General features: G+C 72.4%; 17 protein-coding genes. 2 read left to right on the forward strand and 15 right to left on the reverse strand.

What is annotated here, in order from left to right:
- Positions 1-6: 6 nt before the first annotated feature.
- Positions 7-444 (reverse strand): Lrp/AsnC family transcriptional regulator, encoded by a 438-nt coding sequence (locus QE405_RS07190; RefSeq protein ID WP_307199518.1) that lies wholly within the window; start codon positions 442-444, stop codon positions 7-9.
- 85 nt (positions 445-529) lie between these two features.
- Here QE405_RS07190 and QE405_RS07195 point away from each other — a divergent pair, with 85 nt between their 5' ends.
- Together QE405_RS07195 and QE405_RS07200 are read left to right on the forward strand one after the other, a co-directional pair.
- Positions 530-1,468, forward strand: a complete 939-nt coding sequence (locus QE405_RS07195; protein ID WP_307199519.1) for a 5'-3' exonuclease — start codon at positions 530-532, stop codon at positions 1,466-1,468.
- 282 nt (positions 1,469-1,750) lie between these two features.
- Positions 1,751-2,410 carry an SDR family oxidoreductase gene (locus QE405_RS07200; protein WP_307199520.1) on the forward strand — a complete coding sequence of 220 codons (660 nt, stop codon included), beginning with the start codon at positions 1,751-1,753 and terminating at the stop codon, positions 2,408-2,410.
- Here the strand turns inward: QE405_RS07200 and QE405_RS07205 are convergent.
- From QE405_RS07205 to arc, 14 genes are all read right to left on the reverse strand, one after another.
- The gene (locus QE405_RS07205) at positions 2,391-2,975 is read right to left on the reverse strand and encodes a GNAT family N-acetyltransferase (RefSeq protein WP_307199521.1); all 585 of its coding nucleotides are present in this window, start codon (positions 2,973-2,975) and stop codon (positions 2,391-2,393) included. The two genes, QE405_RS07200 and QE405_RS07205, sit on opposite strands and share 20 nt — an antisense overlap.
- A gap of 4 nt (positions 2,976-2,979) precedes the next feature.
- Entirely contained in the window at positions 2,980-5,853 is a 2,874-nt protein-coding gene (locus QE405_RS07210; protein WP_307199522.1) for a DEAD/DEAH box helicase, read from the reverse strand.
- An 11-nt stretch (positions 5,854-5,864) separates the two neighbouring features.
- Positions 5,865-6,731: a diacylglycerol/lipid kinase family protein gene (locus QE405_RS07215; protein WP_307199523.1), complete on the reverse strand. Its 867-nt coding sequence runs from the start codon at positions 6,729-6,731 to the stop codon at positions 5,865-5,867.
- Positions 6,732-6,738: 7 nt separating this feature from the next.
- A complete protein-coding gene (tatC, locus tag QE405_RS07220) occupies positions 6,739-7,578 on the reverse strand; it encodes a twin-arginine translocase subunit TatC (protein WP_307199524.1) in 840 nt (279 codons plus the stop codon).
- Positions 7,579-7,595: 17 nt separating this feature from the next.
- Entirely contained in the window at positions 7,596-7,883 is a 288-nt protein-coding gene (gene tatA, locus QE405_RS07225; protein ID WP_307199525.1) for a Sec-independent protein translocase subunit TatA, read from the reverse strand.
- Positions 7,884-7,931: 48 nt separating this feature from the next.
- A complete protein-coding gene (locus tag QE405_RS07230) occupies positions 7,932-8,936 on the reverse strand; it encodes a helix-turn-helix transcriptional regulator (protein ID WP_307199526.1) in 1,005 nt (334 codons plus the stop codon).
- Positions 8,933-9,964, reverse strand: coding sequence for a helix-turn-helix transcriptional regulator (locus QE405_RS07235; protein WP_307199527.1), 1,032 nt, complete (start codon positions 9,962-9,964; stop codon positions 8,933-8,935). The genes QE405_RS07230 and QE405_RS07235 overlap by 4 nt, the downstream gene beginning before the upstream one ends.
- 27 nt (positions 9,965-9,991) lie before the next feature.
- A complete protein-coding gene (locus QE405_RS07240; protein ID WP_307199528.1) occupies positions 9,992-11,143 on the reverse strand; it encodes an FKBP-type peptidyl-prolyl cis-trans isomerase in 1,152 nt (383 codons plus the stop codon).
- Between the two features lie 87 nt (positions 11,144-11,230).
- Positions 11,231-12,592, reverse strand: coding sequence for a Pup--protein ligase (gene pafA, locus QE405_RS07245; RefSeq protein ID WP_307199529.1), 1,362 nt, complete (start codon positions 12,590-12,592; stop codon positions 11,231-11,233).
- A gap of 96 nt (positions 12,593-12,688) precedes the next feature.
- Positions 12,689-13,432, reverse strand: coding sequence for a proteasome subunit alpha (gene prcA, locus QE405_RS07250; protein ID WP_307199530.1), 744 nt, complete (start codon positions 13,430-13,432; stop codon positions 12,689-12,691).
- Positions 13,429-14,331, reverse strand: coding sequence for a proteasome subunit beta (prcB, locus tag QE405_RS07255; RefSeq protein WP_307199531.1), 903 nt, complete (start codon positions 14,329-14,331; stop codon positions 13,429-13,431). The genes prcA and prcB overlap by 4 nt, the downstream gene beginning before the upstream one ends.
- A 3-nt stretch (positions 14,332-14,334) precedes the next feature.
- A complete protein-coding gene (locus tag QE405_RS07260; RefSeq protein ID WP_307199532.1) occupies positions 14,335-14,532 on the reverse strand; it encodes a ubiquitin-like protein Pup in 198 nt (65 codons plus the stop codon).
- Between the two features lie 106 nt (positions 14,533-14,638).
- Entirely contained in the window at positions 14,639-16,147 is a 1,509-nt protein-coding gene (gene dop / locus QE405_RS07265; protein WP_307199533.1) for a depupylase/deamidase Dop, read from the reverse strand.
- Between the two features lie 49 nt (positions 16,148-16,196).
- Positions 16,197-17,846, reverse strand: a complete 1,650-nt coding sequence (gene arc / locus QE405_RS07270; protein ID WP_307199534.1) for a proteasome ATPase — start codon at positions 17,844-17,846, stop codon at positions 16,197-16,199.
- Positions 17,847-17,897: the final 51 nt, after the last annotated feature.

Here is a 17,897-nt window from a genome sequence, read left to right on the forward strand (position 1 = left end):
GGTCCGTCAGGACACCGTGCGGTTCTCGTAGAAGGTCGTCAGCACGATGGTGGTGCGCGTCGAGACGTTCGCGGCCGCCCGCACGCGGGCCAGGAGGACCTCCAGCTCGGCAGGGGTCGCCGTGCGCACCTTGAGGATGTAGGACTCCTCCCCCGCCACCGACCAGCACGACTCGATCTCGCCGATGCCGCGCAGGCGCTCCGGGGAGTCGTCGGGCTGCGAGGGGTCGATGGGCCGGATCGAGATGAAGGCCGTCAGCGGCTGACCGAGCTGCTCGTAGTCGACGGTCGCGCCGTACCCCTTGATGACCCCGCGCTGCTCGAGGCGCTTGACCCGCTGGTGGACCGCCGAGGTGGACAGCCCCGTCGCCCGCCCGAGGTCGGTGAAGGACATCCGGCCGTCCTGGGCCAGGAGGGCGAGGATCTTCCGGTCCGTCTCTTCCACGGCGGACACGTTAGGGCATCGCGGCCCGGATGCCCCGGGGCGCGCGGGGCGCGCACGGCCCGCTGGTCCGTGGCAGGATCGCGCCGTGCCGACCCGAACCCCGCGCCTGCTCCTGCTCGACACCGCCTCGCTCTACTTCCGGGCGTTCTTCGGGGTGCCCGACTCGATGCGGGCGGCGGACGGCACGCCGGTCAACGCCGTGCGCGGGCTCATGGACTTCGTCTCGCGGCTGACGGACGAGTACCGGCCCACCCATCTCGCCTGCTGCTGGGACGACGACTGGCGCCCGCAGTGGCGCGTGGACCTGCTGCCGACCTACAAGGCGCACCGCGTGGTGGAGGAGCGGACCGCCGACCCGGACGTCGAGGAGGTGCCCGACCCGCTGCAGGTCCAGGTGCCGATCATCCGCGACGTGCTCGCGGCGTGGGGGCTGCCCGTCGTCGGTGCGCCGGAGCACGAGGCCGACGACGTGATCGGCACCCTCGCCACCGGGGCGGGGATGCCCGTCGACGTCGTGACCGGCGACCGTGACCTGTTCCAGCTGGTCGACGACGCGGTCGAGGTGCGGGTGCTCTACACCGCCCGGGGCGTCGGCCGCCACGAGCGGGTGGACGAGGCGGTGGTGCTGGAGAAGTACGGCGTGCGCGCCGACCAGTACGCCGACTTCGCGACGTTGCGCGGGGACACCTCCGACGGCCTGCCGGGCGTCAAGGGCGTCGGGGAGAAGACGGCGGCCACCCTGCTCGGCCGGTTCGGCGACATCGCCGGCATCCGCGCCGCCGCCGAGGACCCGACGGCCGACATGGCGCCCGGGGTGCGGGCGAAGGTGAAGGACGCCGCGGCCTACCTCGACGTGGCGCCGACCGTCGTCGCCGTCGTGCGGGACCTCCCCGTGCGGGACGTGGACCTGACGCTGCCGCCCGCGCCGGCGGACCCCGACGCCGCCGCGGCGCTCACCGAGCGCTGGGACCTCGGCACCAGCGCCACCCGCCTCACCGAGGTGCTCGGGGCGCTCGACGCCTGACCCCGGGTTCCGTCGAGTTGTCACGTACGCCGCGGCTCAGGCGTCGAGATGGGTCGTACGCCGCGGCTCCGGCGTCGAGATGGGTCGTACGCCGCGGCTCAGGCGTCGAGATGGGTCGTACGCCGCGGCTCAGGCGTCGAGATGGGTCGTACGCACGGATTGATCCAGCCGGAAAGCCCAACTCGACGATCCTGCCGCGGCGTTCGACCCAACTCGACGACCCAACCGCGGCGTACGTGACAACTCGGCGCGGAGTTAGAGGGCGTCCGTACGGTGGAGCGCATGGCACGCATCGCAATCGTCGGAGGAAATGGTCAGATCGCCCGGCTGCTGCACCCCCTGCTGGTGCAGGCGGGGCACACGCCGGTGGCGCTCGTGCGCACGGCGTCCTACGCCCCTGACCTCGAGGCGCTCGGCGCCGAGGTGGGCATCCTCGACATCGAGAACAGCCGGCCCGACGACTACGCGGCCGCGTTCGAGGGCGCCGACGCCGTCGTCTTCGCCGCCGGCGGCGGACCCGACGGCAACGCCGAGCGCAAGCGCACCGTCGACCTCGGCGGCTCCCTCGGCTCCATCGCCGGGGCGCGTCAGGCCGGCGTGGAGCGCTTCGTGCAGATCTCCGCGATCGGGGTCGACCAGACGGTCCCCGACGACGCGGAGCCGGTGTGGAAGGAGTACGTCGCGGCCAAGCGCGACGCCGACAAGGCGCTCCGCGCCTCCGGCCTGCACTGGACGATCATCCGGCCGGGCCGCCTCACGGACGACCCGCCGACCGGCACCGTGACCCTCGCCCCCGAGGTCGAGCGGGGGGACGTCACCCGCGGGGACGTCGCGGCCGTCGTCGCCACCGTGCTCGACGAGCCGACCTCCGTCGGCCACCAGTGGGAGCTGGTCGGCGGCACCACCGCGATCGTCGACGCCGTCAGGTCCGCGACCGCCTGAGCCCGACCGCCAGCTCCATGCGACCCTCGCCCGGCCGAGCCGCCGGGCGGGGGTCCGTCGCGAGCAGCGCCATCGTGCGCACGTCGAACCGCTCGTCGCCGTAGCGCAGCTTGGCCCGCTCGACGCCCTCCGGCACGAAGCCCACCGCCTCCGCCACTGCCCCCGACGCCGGGTTGTTCGTGCGGTGCCCCAGCTCGAGGCGGAACAGGTCGAGGTCGGTGAAGGCCCACTCCACGACGGCCGCCAGCGACCGCCGCACGTGGCCCCGGCCGCGCGCGGCCCCCGAGCTGAAGTACGACACCCACGCCGTGCCGTGCCGCCGCGACACCGACGTGAGCGCCACGTTCGCGACCGGCACGCCGTCCGCGACCACCGCGAGCGGGTACTGCTCCCCCGCCGCCGGGTCCGGCTGCCACGCCAGCATCCGCTCGAGGCAGGCCGCCGCATCGGCGAGCGTCCGCACCGGCCACGGGTACTGCGTGTCCAGGTCCGACGACGCCGCGAAGATCTCGAGCACCGCCTCGGCGTCCTCGCGCCGCCAGGGGCGGAGCAGCAGGTCCCCCACCGGTTCAGATCTCCGCGGCGACCGTCGTGTAGGCCACGATCCCGCGGTTGAGCAGGTCGCCCGCCTCCCGCGCCGTACGACGCAGGGTGGTGCTCGTCGTCGCGGCGGCGATCTGGTCGGTCACGTCGAGGAGCTGCTTGACGACGCGCACGAAGTCGCCGGCGGGCATGCCGGTGGCCCGCAGGATGTCGTCGAGGTCGTCGCCCCGCGCCCACGCGTGGGCCGCCCAGGCGAACCCGGCGTCCGGCTCGCGCAGCTGGTCGAGCTTGTGGTGCTTCTCCAGCACGGACAGGTCGGCCCAGAGCCGACGCGTCAGGCTGACGGCCTCGGACACCTTCGCCGACGGCAGCCGCGGCCCGCGACCGTCGTCCGTGCGCCGAGCCTCGAACACCAGCACGGACAGGGCCGCCGCGAGGTCGGGTGCGTCGAGCCCCTCCCACGCGCCGAGGCGCAACGCCTCGGCCGCGACGAGGTCGAGCTCCGAGTAGATGCGCATGAGCGCGCGCCCACGGTCCGTGACCGTCTCGCCGTCGAGGTAGTCGAGCGCCTTGAGCACGTCGCTGACCCGGTCGAACTGCCGCGCGATGGTGTTGGTGCGCGACTCGATGCGCCGCCGCAGGGTGGTCGCCTCCCGGTCGAGCTTGAACCAGCGTTCCGCCCACCGCGCGTGGGTCTCGCGGTCGGGACAGGAGTGGCAGGGGTGCGCCTTCATCTCGGCGCGCAGGCGCTCGACCTCGGCGGCCACGCGCTCGGGCCCGGTCCCGTGGCCGTCGGCCCCGGCCGTCCCACCGGCACGGCCCGACCGGCCCTCCCGGGCCGGCTCGACCGGCGGGGGCGGCGGCAGGTCGCGCACGTGGTTGGTGAGGTACGCCGCGAGGTCGCGCCGCTGCTGGGGGTTGCGGCCGTCGAAGTTCTTGGGCATACGGATGCGGCTGGCGGCGCGCACGGGCTCCGGGAAGTCGATGAGACCCAGGCGCCGCGACTGCCGGCCGACGGTCACGACCGAGGGCCGGGGCTCGTCGCGGCCCAGGCCGGGATCGGTCACCACGGCCCAACCGGCGAACTTGCCGCCCGGCACCTTGATGACGTCGCCGACCTTGAGCCGGGTCAGCGAGCCCACGACGTCCTCGCGCCGGTCGCTCCGGCGCGCCCGGGACCCCTCCTTCTCGGCCTCCGACACCCGGCGGCGGAGCGCGGCGTACTCCATGAAGTCGCCGCGGTCGCAGGTCGCGGCCTCGGCGTAGCCCGCGAGCGCCTCGTCGCTCTTGTGGAGCTGCCGGGCGAGGCCCACCACCGCCTTGTCGGCCTGGAACTGCGCGAACGAGCTCTCGAGGAGCTGCCGCGAGCGGTCGCGGCCGAAGCGGTGCACGAGGTTGACGGCCATGTTGTAGGACGGCCGGAACGAGGAGCGGAGCGGGTAGGTGCGGGTCGACGCCAGGCCGGCGACGTCCGTCGGGTTCATGCCCTGCTGCCAGACGACGACCGCGTGGCCCTCGACGTCGAGCCCGCGGCGACCCGCGCGGCCCGTCAGCTGGGTGTACTCCCCCGGCGTGATGTCGGCGTGCGCCTCGCCGTTCCACTTCACCAGCTTCTCGAGGACCACGGTGCGGGCCGGCATGTTGATGCCCAGCGCCAGGGTCTCCGTGGCGAAGACCGCCCGCACCAGGCCGCGGACGAAGAGCTCCTCGACGCACTCCTTGAAGGTCGGGAGCATGCCGGCGTGGTGCGCCGCGACCCCGCGGGTCAGCCCCTCGAGGAAGGTCGCGTAGCCCAGCACCTGGCGGTCGGCGCGGGGCAGGTCGGCGCACCGCTCCTCGACGTAGGCGCGGATCTCCTTCTGCTCCTCGGCGTCGGTGAGCCAGAGGTCGGCGTCGAGGCACTGCGAGACGGCCGCGTCGCACCCGGCCCGGCTGAAGATGAAGGTGATGGCGGGCAGGAGCCCCTCGCGGTCGAGGCGCTGGACCACCTCGGCGCGGCTGGGGATCCACATGCGCCGGCCGTTCCCGACGTCGCGGCCGCGCCCCGCGCCCCCGCGGCCCTGGCTGCCGCCGTGGCGCTGGCCCTTGGGCGTGCGGCGGTCGCGGATCCGGCTGCTCGCCCAGTCGTCCCGGGCGATCTTGAGCAGGTGCGGGTTGACCTTCGCGCCGTCGCCGGCGAAACCGGCGCTGGCCGCCTCGTCGCTCCGCGCGAACAGGTCGTGCAGCTGCCGCCCCACGATGACGTGCTGGAAGAGCGGGACGGGACGGCGCTCCTCGACGATCGTCGTCGTGTCGCCGCGCACCGTGGCGAGCCACTCGCCGAACTCCTCTGCGTTGGACACCGTCGCCGACAGCGAGACCACCACCACCGACTCGGGGAGGTGGATGATGACCTCCTCCCAGACGGCACCGCGGTTGCGATCGGCCAGGTAGTGCACCTCGTCCATCACCACGTAGCCGAGCTCGGACAGCGTGCGCGACCCGGCGTAGATCATGTTGCGCAGCACCTCGGTCGTCATGACGACGATCGGCGCCTCGCCGTTGACCGCGTTGTCGCCGGTGAGCAGACCGACGCGGTCCGCGCCGTACCGGTCGACGAGGTCGTTGTACTTCTGGTTCGACAGCGCCTTGATGGGCGTCGTGTAGAAGCACTTGCGGCCCTCGGCCAGCGCCAGGTGCACCGCGAACTCGCCCACGACCGTCTTGCCGGAGCCGGTCGGGGCCGCGACGAGCACGCCGCGGCCGTCCTCCAGCTCGCGGCAGGCGCGCAGCTGGAAGTCGTCGAGGCCGAACGAGAAGCCCGCCGCGAAGTCGTGGAGCAGCGGGTGCGACTGGGACTTGCGGAACGCGGCGTACCGCTCGGCGGCGCTCGGCTCGGCGGTGTCGGACCGGTCGGTCATGGGCAGCCCCTTCAGGCGATCACCGTGAGCGCCGCGGGAACGGCGGTCACGGTCAGCGGCAGGGAGCCCAAGGGCTCCCCGTCCGCGTAGGCGGTGATGTCGGCGGCGGCGATCGTCGCCGACCGGACCCGGTGGTGCTCGTAGGCCGGGTGGGTGGTGTGGGTGCCGCGGTAGAGGTGCGGGAACGCCCGCACGAGACCGCGGCGGTCGAGCGAGCGCACGACCACGACGTCGAGCAGCCCGTCGTCGGGCTCCGCGCCCTCGGTGATGCGCAGCCCACCGCCGAACGACGAGGTGTTGCCGACGGCCGCGAGCACGCCCTCCACCGTACGCACGCGCCCGTCGAGCTCGAGCGTGTACCGCCGCGGCGCGAGGCTGCGGAGCTCGACGGCGGTCGCCGCGACGTACCGCAGCGGCCCCCGCGGCCAGGTCATGGCGTCGGCCCGCTCCGCGACGAGGGCGTCGAAGCCGCACGCCACGACGGTGGCGACGTAGCGGTCACCGACCCGCGCGACGTCGAGCGTACGGCGCGGGCCCGCGATGATCCGGTCCGCCGCCGCCACCGGTGCGGTCGGCAGGCCGAGCTCGCGCGCGAGGTCGTTGCCCGTGCCGGCCGGCACGACCCCGAGCGGGATGCCCGCCGGCACGACGTGCTGCAGCGCGAGGTGGACCGTCCCGTCGCCGCCGCATGCGACGAGGGCCTCGACGCCGTCGGCGACGGCCGCGCCGGCGAGACGCCGTGCCTCGTCGACGTCGCGACCGACCAGGTCCACGACGTCGAACCCGGCGTCGCGCAGGCGGGGCAGGACCACCGAGCGCGCGCGGGCGCCCCGGCCGCGACCCGCGCCGGGGTGGGTCAGGAGGGCGATCCGCCGCACCGCCGCCTCAGATCGGCGACGGTTCGTCGGGCGACAGCCCGGAGTACGGCGACCGCGCGGCCTTGCGCTTGTCGAGGACCCGCGCGATGACCTCCGAGACGCCGACGAGGGCACACATGGGGAGCGCGAGGAAGAGCATCGTGAACGGGTCGGTCGAGGGCGTGGCGATGGCCGCGAAGACGAAGATGCCGATGACGAACCACGGCCGGTACTGCCCGATGACCCGCCCCGGCAGCAGGCCGGTCAGGTTGAGCAGGATGAGGAAGACCGGGATCTCGAAGGAGATCCCGAAGACCAGCAGCGTGCGCACCAGGAACGAGAAGTAGTCACCGAACTCGACCAGGTTGGTGAGGTCGGCCTGGGTGAACCCGATGAGGATCTCGAGGCCCTTGGGCAGCGTCAGGTAGCCCACCAGCACGCCGATCATGAAGAGCGGACCGGCGAACGCGGCGAAGACGCGGCTCCACTTGCGCTCGTGGGCGTGCAGCCCCGGGAGGATGAACGACCAGATCTGGTGCAGCCAGTACGGGCTGGTCACCACGAGGGCGGCCATGCCGCAGAGCTTGAGGTAGAGCACGAGCGGCCCACCGACGCCGGCGATGGTCGCCTGGGTGTCGGTGCCACCGCCGAGCCGCTCCGCCGCCTGCTTGTAGGGGTCGAAGACGAGCGCGAAGATCTGGTCGAAGAAGAAGAGCGCGACGACCAGAGCCACGACCCAGGCGGTGACGGCGCGCATCACGCGACCGCGCAGCTCCCGCAGGTGGTCGGAGAGCGCCATGCGGCCGTCGTCGCCGACGGAGTGGACCGGGCGGACCGAGTAGAAGCGCAGGAGTCCCTTGATAGCCACGGAGGACGGTGCGGAGGTCAGCCGTTGGTGGTGTCGCGACGCTCCTGGCGCACGGCCTCGGCGTCCTCCACCTGGCGGGCCTCGAGCGGGCGCGTGGCGGGGTCGGCGGCGGTGCCGCGGTCCTTCGCGTCCTTCTCGTCGTCGTCGTCGATCAGACCCTTGGTCTCCGACTTGAAGATGCGGAGCGCCTGGCCGGTGCCGCGGGCGAGCTCGGGGAGCTTCTTGGCGCCGAAGAGCAGCACGATCACCAGGATGATCAGGACGAGCTCCCACCCTCCCGGCATGGCGATGAGTGGCTGGACCACGATGTTCCTCACAGACTGTCGGAGACGGCTCGTCCACTGTACGCGACGTCAGGCGTACAGGCTGAGCGTCTCCTGTGCACGGGCGGTGAACGCCGAGGCGAGCTCGGCGGGGGCCAGCACCGACACGTGCGGGGCGTGCCGCGAGACCAGCCGCACCAGCCACCGCGGGTCGACGACGTGGAGGTCGACCTCCGACCGGCCGTCGGCGCGCTCGCGCTGCGCGACGACGGGGAGGTAGTCGGGCAGCCAGCGCACCTCGGCGTCGAGGAGCAGCGTCGCCAGCGGGCTGTCGGCGGGCGGCACGAACGGCTCGAACGTGGCCTCCGCCTGCGTCGCCCCGGCGCCCGTCGCGGTGGCGTCGGCCCGGACGCGCACGGCCGAGTCGAGCGTGCGGGCCTCGACGATGCGGTCGACGCGGAAGGTGCGCGGCGCGTCGGCGGCGTGGCACCAGGCGTCGAGGTAGGCGACGTTCCCGTGCTCGGTGACGAGGTGCGGGTCGACCGTGCGCTCGACGACCTCGTCGCGCGACGGCACGTGGTAGCGCAGCAGCACCTGCCGCTCGGCGGCCACCGCCTGCTCCAGCTGCGCCCGCACGTCGGCGGCCGGGTCCACGCCCGAGCCGTCCTCCCCCGCGTCGATCGCCGCCTCGTCGCCGAGGGCGGCCTCCAGCTTGTGCAGCACCCGGTCCACGACGTCCCGGGCGTCGGCCTCCGCTGACCCGCGTACGACGCGGAGCGCCACCACGAGGGCGGAGGCCTCGGTCGGCGAGAGCCGCAGCGGGCGGTCCAGGTAGTCCGCGTTCGACATGCGGATCAGCCGGTCGCCGTCCGGCTGCACCAGCGCCGAGATGTCGACGTCGATGAGGTCGTCCGGGTAGCCGCCGGGCAGGCCGCACATGAAGAGGACGTGGAGGTCCTTGACGATCTGCTGCGGGGTCAGCCCGAGGTCCCGCGCCGCCTCCTCGACGTGCACGGTGCCGCGCGCGTTGAGGTAGGGCACCAGGGCGAGCATGCGGCCGACCTGCTCGCGGGCGCCGGTGCCGGTGGTGCTCATGCGGGCTCCTCCTCGGGACGGTCCGTCGGGTCGAGCGCGGCGCGCAGGGCCGCCACGACGTCGTCACGCAGGGCGGGCGGGCCCTCGACGACGACGTCGGGTCCGTGCTCGAGCACGAGCCGCAGCGCGACGGGACCCGACCAGGGCAGCGTGACGCGGTCCCACCCGTCGGTGCCGTCCGGCCCGAGCACGCCGGGCTCGGTGCTCGTGGCGTCGCGCCGCAGCGCGAACCCGACCCCGCGGCGTACCAGCAGCACCGCGGGGTCCCCCGTCGGGGGCGCGGGCCGCAGCCGCCGGGCGACCTCGGAGACGTCCACGCCGGCGGGGGGCACGAAGGCGTCGCGGCGCCCCACGGCGCGCGCGGTGCCGACGATGCGCGACAGCCGGAACACGCGCTCGGCGTCCCGGTCGGTGTCGAGACCGACGGCGTACCAGCGGCTGCCGTAGCGCACGAGGCCCCACGGCTGGAGGTGACGGCGGGTCGGCGTCGCGTCGCGACGTCCCCGGTAGTCGAACTCGACCGCCGTGCGGGAGTGCACGGCCTCGACCATCACCTCGAACGAGGGCTCCTCCGCACCGACGCGCGGCACGGCGACGCCGAGGTCGGCGGCGTCGATCGACTCGGCCGCCTCGGTCTCGGGATCGCCCTCCGATCCGCGCCGGGCTGCCGTCAGCTTGCGCAGACCGGTGCGTGCGGCGTCGGACAGCCGGGCGCTCTGCCAGACCTGCGTCGCGACACCGAGCACCGCCGCCTCGTCCGGCTCCAGGGCGATCTCCGGCAGCGCGAACTCCGCGGCCGGCACCCGGTAGCCCAGCTCGTCCTCGAAGAGCGGGTCGAACGACCCGACCTCGACCGGTACGCCGAGCCCGCGGAGCTCGTCCTTGTCGCGCTCGAAGGCGCGGTCGAACGCCGCGTCGCCGAGGTCGGCGTAGAGCTCCGCCCGGATCCGTGCCTTGGAGACGAAGCCCCGCTGCACGAGCAGCATGATGAGCAGCTTCATGAGCCGCTCGCTGCGCCGTCCGCTCATGGCCGGGTCATCGGATCGCGCGTCGCGTCACTCGGTGGCCGGCGCGCTCGGGTCGACGGGCGCCTCGGTCGACTCCGTGGCGGCCGGGTCCGTGGTAGCCGGGTCCGTGGCCGCCGGGTCGGTCGGCTCGGTCTCGGCAGGCGCCTCGGGGAGCACGACGGATCCGAGCACGTCGACGACGAAGTAGAGCGTGTCGGTGCCCGAGATGCCCGCCTGCTCGTTGCCCGCCTCGCCGTAGCCGAGCTCCGGCGGGATCCCGAGCACGACGCGGGTGCCGGCCTTGAGCCCGACGAGCGCCTCGTTCCAGCCCTCGATCACACCGGCGTTCGGTCCGCCCACCACGAAGGCGCGCGGCAGACCGCCCGAGTAGGACTCGTCGAAGGGCGCCTCGCCGCCGAAGGTCTGACCGAGGTAGTTGGCGACCAGCAGCGCACCCTCCTCGACGACGGGGCCGTCACCCTCGACGAGCGTGGCGACCTGCAGCTCGTCGGTCGGCTCGGCCGCTCCCTCGAAGTCGAAGCCGGTGACCTCGTCGCCGCTCTCCACGAGGGTCGGCAGACCCTCGGGGGCGGCCTCCTCGGTGCCCTCCGGGCCGTCGAGGGCCACGGCGAGGACGTCGATGACGTAGACGACGGGGTCGCGGTTGCCGATGCCGATGTTCGCCTGGCCGTCGCCGCCGAACGCGTTCTCGTAGTCCGACACCACGACGACCCGCGACCCGGCCTTCACGCCCTCGAGGCTGTCGGCGATCGACGCCGGCATCGCGTTCGTGAGCGGGTCGAGCAGCAGGGACGCCGCCGTCTGCTGGAGCGCGGCAGCGACCGTGGTGGACGGCGCCTCGGAGGACACGGGCACGATGCCCGGGTCACCGAACTCGTAGGTCGAGAAGGCCTCCTGGCCCGTGATGCCGTTGCCGATCCACGCCTGGAGGACGACGTCGGAGCCCTCCTCGACGGTCTGGCCGTCGCCCTCGATCACGGTCTTCGAGCCGAACCCCTCGGGCGACAGCTCCCCGTCGATCTCGACCTCGGGCGCGAGCCCGAGCTCCCCGCTGACGGTGACCTGGTCGAGGCCCGCGTCCTGGTCGTCGGAGTCGCCGCACGCGGCGAGCGCGGTCAGCGGCAGGACCGCGGCGAGGAACGCGCCGGACACACGGCGGACGGACCGGGAAGTGCGCACGAGGTCACCCTTCGTCTCGAATCGGCAAGGAACCGCGGTCACCTTACCGACCCGGGTGGCGTCGCTCGGGCGGCGTACCCCCTCCGGTCACATCCCGTCGATGAGGCGCTGGACGCGCTCGTCCTCCGAGCGGAAGGGGTCCTTGCACAGGACGGTGCGCTGGGCCTGGTCGTTGAGCTTGAGGTGCACCCAGTCGACCGTGAAGTCGCGGCGGCGCTCCTGGGCCTTCTTGATGAACTCGCCGCGCAGGCGGGCCCGCGTGGTCTGCGGCGGCACCGACTTGGCCTGCAGGATCTCGATGTCGGTGGTGACGCGGGCCGCCTTGCCGCGGTTCTGGAGCAGGTAGAACAACCCGCGGTCCCGCCGGATGTCGTGGTAGGCCAGGTCCAGCTGGGCGATGCGGGGGTGGCTCATCGGCAGCCCGTGCTTCGCGCGGTAGGCCTCGATGAGCTTCCACTTGATGACCCAGTCGATCTCGGTGTCGACGAGCCCGAGGTCGTCCGACTCCACGGCCTTGATGCCGCGCTCCCAGAGATCGAGCACCCGCTCGATGAGCGGGGTCGAGATGCCGCGGCGGTCGACGAAGTCACGCGCCTTCGCGAGGTACTCCGACTGGATCTCCAGCGCGCTCGCCTCCCGCCCGTTCGCGAGCCGCACCCGTCGCTGGCCGGACAGGTCGTGGGAGATCTCGCGGATCGCACGGATCGGGTTCTCGAGCGTGAGGTCGCGCATGACGACCCCCTCCTCGATCATCCGGAGCACCAGGTCGCAGCTGGCCACCTTCAGCATCGTGGTGGTCTCGCTCATGTTGGAGTCGCCGACGATGACGTGCAGGCGGCGGTACCGCTCCGCGTCCGCGTGCGGCTCGTCCCGCGTGTTGATGATGGGGCGGCTGCGCGTCGTCGCGCTGCTGACGCCCTCCCAGATGTGCTCCGCCCGCTGGCTGACGGTGTACGTCGCACCCCGCGGCGTGTGCGTGATCTTGCCGGCACCGACGACGATCTGCCGGGTGACGAGGAACGGGATGAGGACGTCCGCGAGGCGGCTGAACTCCCCCGCCCGGCTCACCAAGTAGTTCTCGTGGCAGCCGTAGGAGTTGCCCGCGGAGTCGGTGTTGTTCTTGAAGAGGTAGATGTCGCCGGCGATGCCCTCGTCGTGGAGGCGCTGCTCGGCGTCGACGAGCAGGCCCTCGAGCACCCGCTCCCCGGCCTTGTCGTGGGCCACCAGCTCCGCGATGTCGTCGCACTCGGGCGTCGCGTACTCCGGGTGGCTGCCGACGTCCAGGTAGAGCCGGGCCCCGTTGCGGAGGAAGACGTTGCTGCTGCGGCCCCAGGAGACGACGCGGCGGAAGAGGTAGCGCGCCACCTCGTCGGGGCTGAGCCGTCGCTGCCCGCGGAACGTGCAGGTGACCCCGTACTCGTTCTCGATGCCGAAGATGCGACGGTCCATGACCGAACGATACGGCGCCCGTGGTGACGACGGGGGCGACACGACGAGTTCCGTCGCGCCGCCCCCGTTGCGAGCCCGTGGGGTGGAAGGCCCAGGTCAGGCGTCCTGCGGCGAGCCCTGCGGCACGCCCTCGGGGCCGAGCAGCGTCTCCAGCTGCGTGGCGCGCAGGCGCCGGAACTTGCGCGGCTGCACCCGGGTGCGGTCGAGGACGGCCACCTCCAGCTGCTCCACGCCGATGGACCGGTCGGCCTCCTCGCCCCGCTCGTTGCGGGAGTGCCCGAGGGCGGCCACGGCGACGCCCAGCGCGCTCGCCAGGTCCGCCCCCTCCTGGTAGTGCTCCTCCAGGTAGGCCCCCACGACGTCCGCCGCGCCGCCCATGACCGCGTAGCGGTGCTCGTCGAACACCTGGCCGTCGTAGGTCAGCCGGTAGAGCTGGTCGGCGCCCGCCGACTCGCCGATCTCGCCCACGAAGATCTCCACCTCGTAGGGCTTCTCGCCACCGGAGGAGAAGATCGCGCCGAGGGTCTGCGCGTAGGCGTTCGCCAGGCTGCGGCCGGTCACGTCGCGCCGGTCGTAGGAGAAGCCGCGCATGTCGGCGAGGCGCACGCCGGCGATGCGGAGGGACTCGAACTCGTTGTAGCGACCCACCGCGGCGAACGCGATGCGGTCGTAGATCTCCGAGACCTTGTGCAGCGCCTGGGACGGGTTCTCCGAGGCGAAGAGGATGCCGTCGGCGTACTGCACCGCCACGACGGAGCGACCGCGCGCGATGCCCTTGCGCGCGAAGTCCGCCCGGTCCTTCATCTGCTGCTCGGGCGAGACGTAGAACGGCATGCTCATCGGGCGTCCTCCTCTGCGGTGCCGGCGCCGGCGCCGGGCTGCTCCACCCGGGCGAGCGGACCGTTCGGCTGGGTGAGCCGCCCGGCGACGACCTCCTCGGCCAGGGCGTTGACCTCGGCCTCGGGCAGCCGGGCACCGCCGTCGGCCGTGATCACGTGGACGATCGGGAAGATGCGCCGGGTCAGGTCGGGGCCCCCGGTCGCGGAGTCGTCGTCGGCCGCGTCGTACAGCGCCTGCAGCGCCACGAGCGCGGCGGTGCGCGCGTCGAGGTCGGTGCGGTAGAGCTTCTTGAGCGAGCCGCGCGCGAACAGCGAGCCGGAGCCCACCGCGTGGAACCCGTTCTCCTCACCCCGGCCGCCGACGACGTCGTAGCTGAAGATGCGTCCCTCACCGCTGTCGACGTCGAAGCCCGCGAACAAGGGCACGACGGCCAGGCCCTGCATGGCCAGGCCGAGGTTGCCGCGGATGAGGGCGGAGAGCCGGTTCGCCTTGCCCTGCATCGAGAGCGTCGTGCCCTCGATCTTCTCGTAGTGCTCCAGCTCGAGCTGGAAGAGCCGCACCATCTCGACCGCGAGACCCGCGGTGCCGGCGATGCCGACGCAGCTCAGCTCGTCGGCCGGGAACACCTTCTCGATGTCGCGGCTGGAGATGATGTTGCCCATCGTCGCCCGGCGGTCGCCCGCCATGAGGACGCCTCCGGGGAACGTGAGCGCGACGATCGTCGTGCCGTGCGGCGCGAGGTCGCCGGCCGAGCCGGCGGGCAGCGCCCGCCGACCCGGCAGGAGGTCGGGCGCCTGCGCCGCGACGAAGTCGGAGAAGGACGAGGAACCGGGCGTCAGGTACGCCGCGGGGAGCCGGGCACCGAGACCCTGGGCCGGCCCGTGGTGGGACTCAGTCACGCGTCACTGCCCGCCCTTCTGGATGAACGACTTCACGAAGTCCTCCGCGTTCTGCTCGAGGACCTCGTCGATCTCGTCGAGGATCGAGTCGACGTCGTCGTCGAGCGCCTCCTTGCGCTCCGCGACCTCGTTGCTCGCCTCGGCGGTGACCTCGTCGGTCTCCTCGCTCGAGGACCGGGGCTGCTTCTGCTCCTGTGCCACGACCGCACCTCCTCATCGACGGGCTCTCGGGCGCCGGGACTCCCCGACGTCGAGCCGTGGTGACGACCCTACCGACTCGACGGCGGCCGAGGGGGCTGGTCCGGCGTCAGCCGGTCAGCGCCGCGAACAGGTCCTCGGCCGAAGCGCAGCCGTCGAGCAGCCGACCCACGTGGGCCCGCGTGCCGCGCAGCGGGTCTGTCGTGGGGATCCGCTGCAGCGACTCCCGGCCGGGCAGGTCGAAGATGACCGAGTCCCACGAGGCGGCCGCGACGCTGTCCCCGAACTTCTCGATGCAGCGCCCGCGGAAGTAGGCCCGCGTGTCCTCCGGCGGCTCGTGGATCGCCGCGGCGACCTGCTCGTCGGTGAGGAGCCGCTCGATCCGACCGGCGGCCACCAGCCGGTGGTAGAGCCCCTTCTCCGGGCGGATGTCCGAGTACTGCAGGTCGATCAGGTGGAGCTTCGCGTCGTCCCAGTCGAGCCCGTCGCGCTCCTGGTACTGCCGCAGCAGCGCGTACTTCGCCACCCAGTCGAGCTCGCCCGCGCACTCGAACGGGTCGCGCTCGAGGCGGTCGAGCACGGAGCCCCAGCGCACCAGCACGTCCTTGGTCGCCGCGTCGACGTCGCCGCCGAGCCGCTCGTCGACGTACGCGTGGGCGAGCTCCAGGTAGACCCGCTGGAGCTGCACGGCCGTGAGCCGGCGTCCGTCCTTCAGCGTGACGAGGTGGGTGAGCGACGGGTCGTGGGAGACGGCGCGCAGCGCCGCGACGGGCCCGTCGACCGACAGGTCGGCGTCGATGAAGCCGTCCTCGATCATCGCCAGCACCAGCGCGGTCGTGCCGACCTTGAGGTAGGTCGACACCTCCGCCAGGTTGGCGTCGCCGATGATGACGTGGAGCCGACGGTGCAGGTCGGGATCCGCGTGCGGCTCGTCGCGCGTGTTGATGATCGGGCGCTTGAGGGTCGTCTCGAGCCCGACCTCGACCTCGAAGAAGTCGGCTCGCTGGCTGACCTGGAACCCGTGGGTGCGGCCGTCCTGGCCGATCCCCACTCGGCCGGCGCCGCAGACGACCTGCCGCGAGACGAAGAACGGCGTCAGGTGGCGCACGATGTCGGCGAACGGCGTGGAGCGCCGCATCAGGTAGTTCTCGTGGGCGCCGTAGGACGCGCCCTTGTTGTCGGTGTTGTTCTTGTAGAGCACGATCGCCTGGCCCTGCGGGAGCCCGGCCGCGAGCCGGGTCGCCTCGAGCATGATCCGCTCCCCCGCCTTGTCCCAGCGCACGAGGTCGAGCGGCGTGACGACCTCGGGGCTCGAGTACTCCGGGTGGGCGTGGTCCACGTAGAGCCGCGCGCCGTTGGTGAGGATGCTGTTGGCCAGCCCCAGGTCCTCGTCGGTGAGCAACGAGGGATCGGCCTGGCCGCGGGAGAGGTCGAAGCCGCGCGCGTCCCGCAGCGGGTTCTCCTCCTCGAAGTCCCACCGGGCGCGGCGGGCGCGCAGCGCCGACGACGCGTAGGCGTTCACGACCTGCGACGAGGCGACCATCGGGTTGGCGGTCGGCTGCCCGACCACGCTGATGCCGTATTCCACCTCGGAGCCCATGACCCGGCGCACGCTCATGCGGCGAGCGTACGCCGGGCCGGGGACGGTCCTCCTCGGCGAGGGTGGATCAGAGGTACTGGCCCGTGTTGCTGACCGTGTCGATCGAGCGGCCGGGCTCCGTGCCCTGCTTGCCGGTGATGAGCGTGCGGATGAAGACGATCCGCTCGCCCTTCTTGCCGGAGATCCGCGCCCAGTCGTCGGGGTTGGTCGTGTTGGGCAGGTCCTCGTTCTCCTTGAACTCGTCGACGCAGGCCTGCAGCAGGTGCTGCACGCGCAGCCCCTTCTGCTGGAGCTCGAGGAAGTCCTTGATCGCCATCTTCTTCGCGCGGTCGACGATGTTCTGGATCATCGCGCCCGAGTTGAAGTCCTTGAAGTACATGACCTCCTTGTCACCGTTCGCGTAGGTCACCTCGAGGAAGCGGTTCTCCTCGCTCTCGGTGTACATGCGCTCCACGGTGGCGCGGATCATGCCGTCGACGCAGGCCTGGCGGTCGCCGCCGAACTCGGCGAGGTCGTCGAGGTGCAACGGCAGGTTGGTCGTCAGGTACTTGCTGAAGATGTCGCGGGCCGACTCCGCGTCGGGCCGCTCGATCTTGATCTTCACGTCGAGCCGGCCGGGCCGCAGGATGGCCGGGTCGATCATGTCCTCGCGGTTGGAGGCACCGATGACGAGCACGTTCTCCAGCGTCTCGACGCCGTCGATCTCGCTCAGCAGCTGCGGGACGATCGTGTTCTCGACGTCGGAGGAGACGCCCGAGCCGCGCGTGCGGAACAGCGAGTCCATCTCGTCGAAGAACACGATGACCGGCGTGCCCTGGCTCGCCTTCTCCCGCGCCCGCTGGAACACGAGGCGGATGTGGCGCTCGGTCTCGCCGACGTACTTGTTGAGCAGCTCGGGGCCCTTGATGTTGAGGAAGAACGCCCGCGCGTCCGAGTCCTCTCCCGTCTTCGCCGCGACCTTCTTGGCGAGCGAGTTGGCGACCGCCTTCGCGATGAGCGTCTTGCCGCAGCCGGGCGGGCCGTAGAGCAGGATGCCCTTCGGCGGCTTCAGCTCGTGCTCGAGGAACAGGTCGGGGTGCAGGTAGGGCAGCTCGACCGCGTCCTGGATCGCCTCGATCTGCGCACCGAGGCCGCCGATCGACTCGTACGCGATGTCGGGCACCTCCTCGAGCACCAGCTCCTCGACCTCGGACTTCGGCACGACCTCGTAGGCGTAGCCCGCCCGGGAGTCGAGGAGGAGCGAGTCGCCCGCCCGCAGGGGATGCCCGATGAGCGGCTGCGCCAGCCGCACGACGCGCTCCTCGTCGGCGTTGGCGATGACGAGGACGCGCTCACCGTCGGCGAGCAGCTCCTTGTACATCACCACCTCGCCGACCTGCTCGAAGTCGAACGCGGCGACGACGTTGAGGGCTTCGTTGAGCAGGACCTCCTGGCCCTTCCGTAGCGTCTCGACGTCCACCGCCGGGCTCACCGACACCCGCAGCTTCCGCCCGCCGGTGAAGATGTCGATGGTGTCGTCGTCGTTGCGCTGGAGGAAGACACCGAAACCGGCCGGCGGCTGCGCCAGACGGTCGATCTCCTCCTTCATGCTGGTGATCTGGTCGCGGGCATCGCGCAGCGTGCTCGCGAGGCGCTCGTTCTGGCTCGTGACAGCAGCGAGCGAGCGCTGGGTGTCGGCGAGCCGGAGCTCGAGGCCGCGGTCGTCGGATGTCGACATGGTCGTCACCACCTCCTGAGGGTGATCCCGACCCTACTCGCGCGACGCGCC

It is taken from the genome of Nocardioides zeae, assembly GCF_030818655.1.
Classification (GTDB): domain Bacteria; phylum Actinomycetota; class Actinomycetes; order Propionibacteriales; family Nocardioidaceae; genus Nocardioides; species Nocardioides zeae_A.